General features: G+C 71.0%; 4 protein-coding genes and 1 pseudogene. 4 read left to right on the top strand and 1 reads right to left on the bottom strand.

Features of this window, described 5'->3' with window-relative positions:
- Window positions 1-1,220 (bottom strand): hypothetical protein (locus tag DW309_RS14615; protein ID WP_240753246.1); only part of this gene is annotated, 1,220 nt, incomplete at its 3' end.
- 95 nt (window positions 1,221-1,315) lie between these two features.
- On the opposite strand from DW309_RS14615, the gene mtrA reads away from it, so the two are divergent.
- From mtrA to DW309_RS14595, 4 genes and pseudogenes are all read left to right on the top strand, one after another.
- On the top strand, window positions 1,316-1,996 hold the full coding sequence (gene mtrA / locus DW309_RS14610; protein WP_136032889.1) for an MtrAB system response regulator MtrA: 681 nt from the start codon (window positions 1,316-1,318) through the stop codon (window positions 1,994-1,996).
- A 7-nt stretch (window positions 1,997-2,003) separates the two neighbouring features.
- On the top strand, window positions 2,004-3,683 hold the full coding sequence (gene mtrB, locus DW309_RS14605; protein WP_136045775.1) for an MtrAB system histidine kinase MtrB: 1,680 nt from the start codon (window positions 2,004-2,006) through the stop codon (window positions 3,681-3,683).
- Complete coding sequence (locus tag DW309_RS14600; RefSeq protein ID WP_136045774.1) at window positions 3,680-5,398, top strand: LpqB family beta-propeller domain-containing protein; 1,719 nt, start codon at window positions 3,680-3,682, stop codon at window positions 5,396-5,398. Before mtrB ends, DW309_RS14600 begins: the two co-directional genes overlap by 4 nt.
- 93 nt (window positions 5,399-5,491) lie before the next feature.
- A pseudogene (locus tag DW309_RS14595) lies at window positions 5,492-5,830 on the top strand (ComF family protein); the annotation flags it as partial.

Genomic DNA, 5,830 nt, shown 5'->3' with positions numbered 1-5,830 from the left:
GGCGGGTATGCGGGGGAGGGCGCGCCGCCGAACCCCGGGGCCGTCCCGGCCGGCGGCGGACCGTAGGGATACGGCTGCGGCGCGGCCTGGGGGTACCCGTACCCCTGTGTCATCATCACGTGCTCCGGAACCTGACGCGGCGGCGGGGCGGAGGTGACGGCGCGGGCGGTGTCCACCACGAACGGGTCGCCGAGCTGGTCCTCACTCGCACCGAGGTCGAGGCGCTCCACATAGGAGAGGAGCGTCTGATCCAGGCCCTCGTAGCGCATGCGGCAGTCGAGGTAGACCAGCACACCGCCCGTGCTCTGCACCACGATCGTGATCGCCTGCAGGATCAGCAGGAGCACCTGCGGGGCGAGGAGGGCGAAGACGTAGCCGATCACCGCACTCGGCTCGCTGGCGCCGGTCGGCGCGATCACGGTTCCGAGGAACGACGACACCAGCGCCGTGGGGATGCTCACCACCTGCATCGCCAGCCCCATGATGAGGCTGATCAGGAACGTCACTCCGAACGCGACCCAGAACCGGCCGCGCGTCAGACGCCACGACCGCACGAACGCGTCGCGGAAGCGCGCGCGCTCCAGCACCAGGATCGACGGGACGAGGAGCAGCTTGGTGGTCAGCCAGATGGTCAGGGGGATCGCGGCGATCGCCAGCAGGACCACCACGATGATCACGATGCCGATCAGCTCCGGCGTGCCGCCCAGACCGCCGGCGGTGAGTGCGCCGATGATGGCGACGACGATCGCGATGCCGCCGAACATCGCGAGCACCGAGAGCGATGCGAAGCCGGCGAGCCGCCAGAACGCGGGGAGCATGCGGCGCCAGAGCATACGCAGCGAGGCCTTCCGCCCGACGGCGGCGTACCCGATGTCGGCGGCCACCACGCCCTGCATCATCGCGGTGAAGGCGATCGACGCGAGCCCGACGATCAGCCCGGCGATCACGTTGATGGCGATCGTGCCGGCGAGCACGGCCTCGAAGTCGGGCGACGAGGGAGACACCGTCTCGAGGCGGGTGAAGGTGGTGAAAAGCACGACACCCATGACACCGGCGGTCGCGATGACGACGACGAACTGGATCACGACGGCGAACCCGAACAGCACCTTCGGGTTGTGGCGGAGCGCCGCGAAGGCCTTGCCGAGCAGCATGCCGAACGTCAGCGGATGAAGGGGGATGATCCCCTTCTTGGGGGCTGGGGTCCACGTCTGGCCGCTCACGGGCCTCCCTCCGTCGTGCGCTCCCATCGTGTCATATCCTCACGGTGAGGCGCAGACCTGCGGAGGGCGGTACTCGGTGCCATAAGGTAACAGTTATGACCTCACGCATCCTCGTGGTCGACGACGACACGGCGCTCGCCGAGATGATCGGCATCGTGCTGCGCACGGAGGGCTTCGAGCCGGTCTTCTGCGCGGACGGCGCGCGCGCGGTCGACGAGTGGCGCGCACAGCGTCCCGACCTGGTGCTGCTGGACCTCATGCTCCCCGGCATGGACGGCATCGAGATCTGCACGCGGATCCGGGCGGAGTCCGGGGTGCCGATCATCATGCTCACGGCGCGCAGCGACACCGCGGACGTGGTGCGTGGCCTCGAAGTGGGCGCCGACGACTACATGGTCAAGCCGTTCAACCCGAAGGAACTGGTCGCCCGCATCCGCACCCGGCTGCGCCCGACCCCGCAGACCACCAGCGAACAGCTGCGCATCGGAGACCTCACGGTCGACGTCGACGCGCACGAGGTCCGCCGGGGCACCACGCCCATCGCCCTGACGCCGCTGGAGTTCCAGCTGCTCGTGGCCCTCGCCTCCAAGCCGCAGCAGGTGTTCTCGCGCGAGATGCTGCTCGAGCAGGTGTGGGGCTACCACTACAAGGCCGACACCAGACTGGTGAACGTGCACGTGCAGCGGCTGCGCGCGAAGGTCGAGCTCGACCCGGACAACCCGAAGATCGTGATGACCGTGCGCGGTGTGGGCTACCGCGCCGGCAGCGTCGCCTAGGCGCACGATGGCCGCGACGACAGCGACCACGGCCGTCGCTGTGCTGCGCGACTGGCGTGGCTGGCCGGCCGTGATCTCGGCGCTGTGGCGGCGGTCGCTGCGGTTCCGCACCCTGGCGATCACCCTGGTCGCGACCTCGCTGGCGATCTTCATCACGTGCGTCACCATGGCGCTCGTGATCCAGAACGACCTGTTCGTCTCCCGCAAGAACGTCGCCCTGGAGGACGCGCGCCGCGCGGTCGACCAGGCGCAGAGCATCCTCGACGTGGCCGAGGTGGGCGACGACCCCGCGGCGCTCACCGACCTGTGGAACAGTATCCCCGACACGCTGGCGCGCACGTCCAGCGCCGATCAGCTGGCCGGGTTCAAGATCGAGGACGAGCCGGGAGGGGTGCGACTGAACGGCTTCACGGCCGGCCTCACCGCCAACCTCCTCAGCCCCGAGCTGAAGACGAGGGTGGAGGAGCTCGACTACGTCCAGGCGTGGCAGTCGGTCGCGCTGCCGGTCGAGGACGGGGGAGAGGTTCCCGGCATCATCGTGGGGCAGCAGCTCCAGGTGCCGGAGGCCGGCCCGTTCGCGATCTACTTCGCGTACGACCTGGCCGATGCCGATCAGACGCTGGTGTTCGTGCAGCGCACGCTGTGGATCGCCGGGATCGGCCTGGTGGCGATCGTCGCGGCGATCTCGTGGATCGTGCTGCGGACGGTGTCGACGCCGATCGTGCAGGCCGCGGAGACCAGCGCGCGCCTCGCCGCGGGCGACCTCGGCGTGCGGCTGGAGGTGCACGGCGAGGATGAGCTCGTGACCCTCGGCCGGTCGTTCAACGCCATGGCCGACAGCATCGAGGCGCAGATCAAGGAGCTCGGGGAGCTGTCGATGGTGCAGCAGCGCTTCGTGTCGGACGTCTCCCACGAGCTCCGCACGCCGCTGACGACGATCCGTCTCGCCGCCGACATGCTCAACGACCACCGTGACGAGTTCGACGCGACCACCGCCAGGGCGACCGAACTGCTGCACGCGCAGGTGCAGCGCTTCGAGACCCTGCTGTCCGACCTGCTGGAGATCAGCCGGTACGACGCGGGATCCGTGCAGCTGGAGCTCGAGGCGACGAGCCTCGCGCACCTCGCAGAAGATGTCATCGAGCAGATGCGGCCGCTCGCCGACGGCCGCGGCTCGGAGCTGCGGCTCGTCGCACCGGGCGGCTACTCGCCGGTGGACATGGATCCGCGCCGGGTGCGTCGAGTGCTGCGCAACCTGGTCGGCAACGCGATCGAGCACGGCGAGGGCCGGCCGATCGTGGTCACCGTCGACAGCAATCAGCACGCGGTGGCGGCGGGTGTGCGCGATTTCGGCCTCGGCATGGACCCGGCCGACGCCGAGCGCGTGTTCGACCGGTTTTGGCGCGCCGATCCCTCCCGGCAGCGCACGATCGGTGGCACGGGGCTCGGACTGTCGATCGCTTTGGGCGACGCCACCCTGCACGGCGGTACGCTCGCGGTGTGGTCCGAGTTGGGCGTCGGGTCGAACTTCGTGCTGACCATCCCTCGCCACGACGGTGTTCTCGACGGGCCGAGCCCGGTCCCGGTGGAGCCCCAGGAACCGTTGGCGGAACTGGGCGATGCGACGCAGCCGATCTCGATCGCGGAGATGTACTCGGAGCTGCTCGAGGGGAGGGAGGAACCGTGAGTGCACGCAGGTCGCGACGTCTCGCGCTCGCCGCCGCCCTGGGCATCGTGGCGCTGCTCCTCCCCGCCTGCGCCGGTCTGCCCACGAGCGGCGATGTGGCGGTGGGTCTAAAGCTCGGCGAGTCGCCGCAGGATGTGGACGTCCTCCCCGTCGCCTCCGGTCCCATCGCCGGAGCCGGTCCGGAGGAGATCGTCGAGGGCTTCCTGGAGGCCGGGATCACGACGTCGGACAACTGGGACACGGCGCGCGAGTTCCTCGCCCCGGCGCTGCAGCGCAGCTGGGCACCGTCGGCGGGCGTGTCGATCGACGTCGGGCCCGAGGCACGGACGCTGTCGTCCACGGTGCCGGAGGACGAGGTGGAACAGGCGGACACCGCCGAGGTGCAGGTGCAGCTCGACCTGGTGGCGAGCGTCGACGGGGCGGGTGCCTACAGCGGCGCGCCCGGCGACTCCAGCGTCCCCTTCGCGCTGGAGCGCATGGACGACGGCGAGTGGCGCATCACCCAGGCGCCCGACGGCATCGTGATCGACGAGGCGCGGTTCCCGAAGGTGTTCGAGGGGTACCCGCTGCAGTGGTTCGACTCCTCGTGGTCGCGCCTCGTGCCGGACATGCGGTGGTTCCCCCGACGCCAGAGCCCGGCGACGACCGTCACGCAGGCGCTCGTGAGCGGAACGCCGTCGGAGTGGCTGGACCCGGCCGTGCAGACCGCGTTCCCCGGCGACGTGCAGTTGGCGCAGGACGCGGTGCCGATCACGGGACAGGTGGCTCAGGTCGCTCTGACGCGTCCGGCGTCCGGACTGGACCAGACCACGCTCGCCCGCATGCGCACGCAGTTGCAGTCCACGCTGAAGGCCGCCGGGGTCAACGTCACGCAGGTGCGCTTCAGCGTCGACGGCAGGTCCCTCGACGCGGGGGTGGTCGAGCTCGCAGGCACCCCGGCGGACGTCGGGACGCTGGTCCTGCGGAACGGCGAGTTCGGGCGGATCGTCGGCGACGAGATCTCCCCGATCCCGGACATCAGCGAGCAGATCGTCGCGATCCCGCAGCCGATCCTGGCGATCGACGTCGGCATCGACGACTCCTACGCGGTCGTGCAGCTCGACGACGGTCACGTGTACCGGGTGGCGAAGTCCGGACGCGATGAGTTGGACGCGCGCGCCGGTCTGGTCGAGCCGTCTCTCGACCCCTTCGGCTACGCGTGGTCCGTCCCGGAGGGTGATCCCCAGGCGGTGCAGGCCTCGGGGAGTGATGCGGCCCCGCACGCCGTGGCGAACGCGTGGCCGAGCGCCTCCTCCATCTCCGACCTGCGAGTGTCGGCGGACGGTGCCCGGGTCGCCGCGGTGATCGTGGTCGGCGGGCAGCGGTGGGTCGTGGTGGCGGCGATCGTGCGCGACTCGGCGGGCGTGCCGACCGAGCTCGGCGACCTCGTGCAGCTGTTCCAGCTCCCGGAGCCGTCCACCGGGCTCGTGTGGCTCGGGCCCGACCGGCTCGCCGTGCTGGCCTCTCCCAGCAGTCCGCGGCTCGTGCTGCAGACCGTGGGCGGGCCGGGGTCGTCCGAGACGGCGCCGGTCGATGCGATCTCGATCTCCGGCGCGCGCACGCCCGCGGGTGTGCGGATCCTCGGTGCCGCCGGTCAGCTGTACGCGCACGCGGGATCGGCGTGGCGCGAGGTCACGGAGGGCATCACGGTCCTGGCGACCCGGGCGGGGGAGTGACCTCTCCTCCACGGTGACGGATCTCGCGGTGCGGCCCGCGGGTCGTGCTCGCGACGACCGCCGCGGCGCGGGCACCGGAGACACCATGAAGGCATGCCCGTGCCCTCCGCCCTCCGTTCCGTCGTGCTCGAGGCGGCCGCGCTGCTGCTGTCGGCGGTCTGCGGCGGGTGCGGCCTGCCCGGCACGCTGCTGTGCGACGTCTGTCGAGCCGAGCTGATCCCCGACCCGCGGGCGGTGCGCACGCCCGAGGGTCGGAACGTCCACGTGGCGCTGACCTATCAGGGCGTGGCGGCGCGATGCCTGCGCCGCCTCAAAGACGAGGGCGAGACCCTCCTCGCGCGCCCGCTGGGGTCCGCGCTGGCTGCCGTGCTCGGGCCCGCGGTGAGCCACGGAGCCCTCGTCGTGCCGGTGCCGACGTCGCGCCGTGCGTTC

Source organism: Microbacterium sp. K41, from assembly GCF_004794395.1.
GTDB lineage: Bacteria > Actinomycetota > Actinomycetes > Actinomycetales > Microbacteriaceae > Microbacterium > Microbacterium sufflavum.
This window is presented reverse-complemented; position numbering and strand designations above follow the sequence as displayed.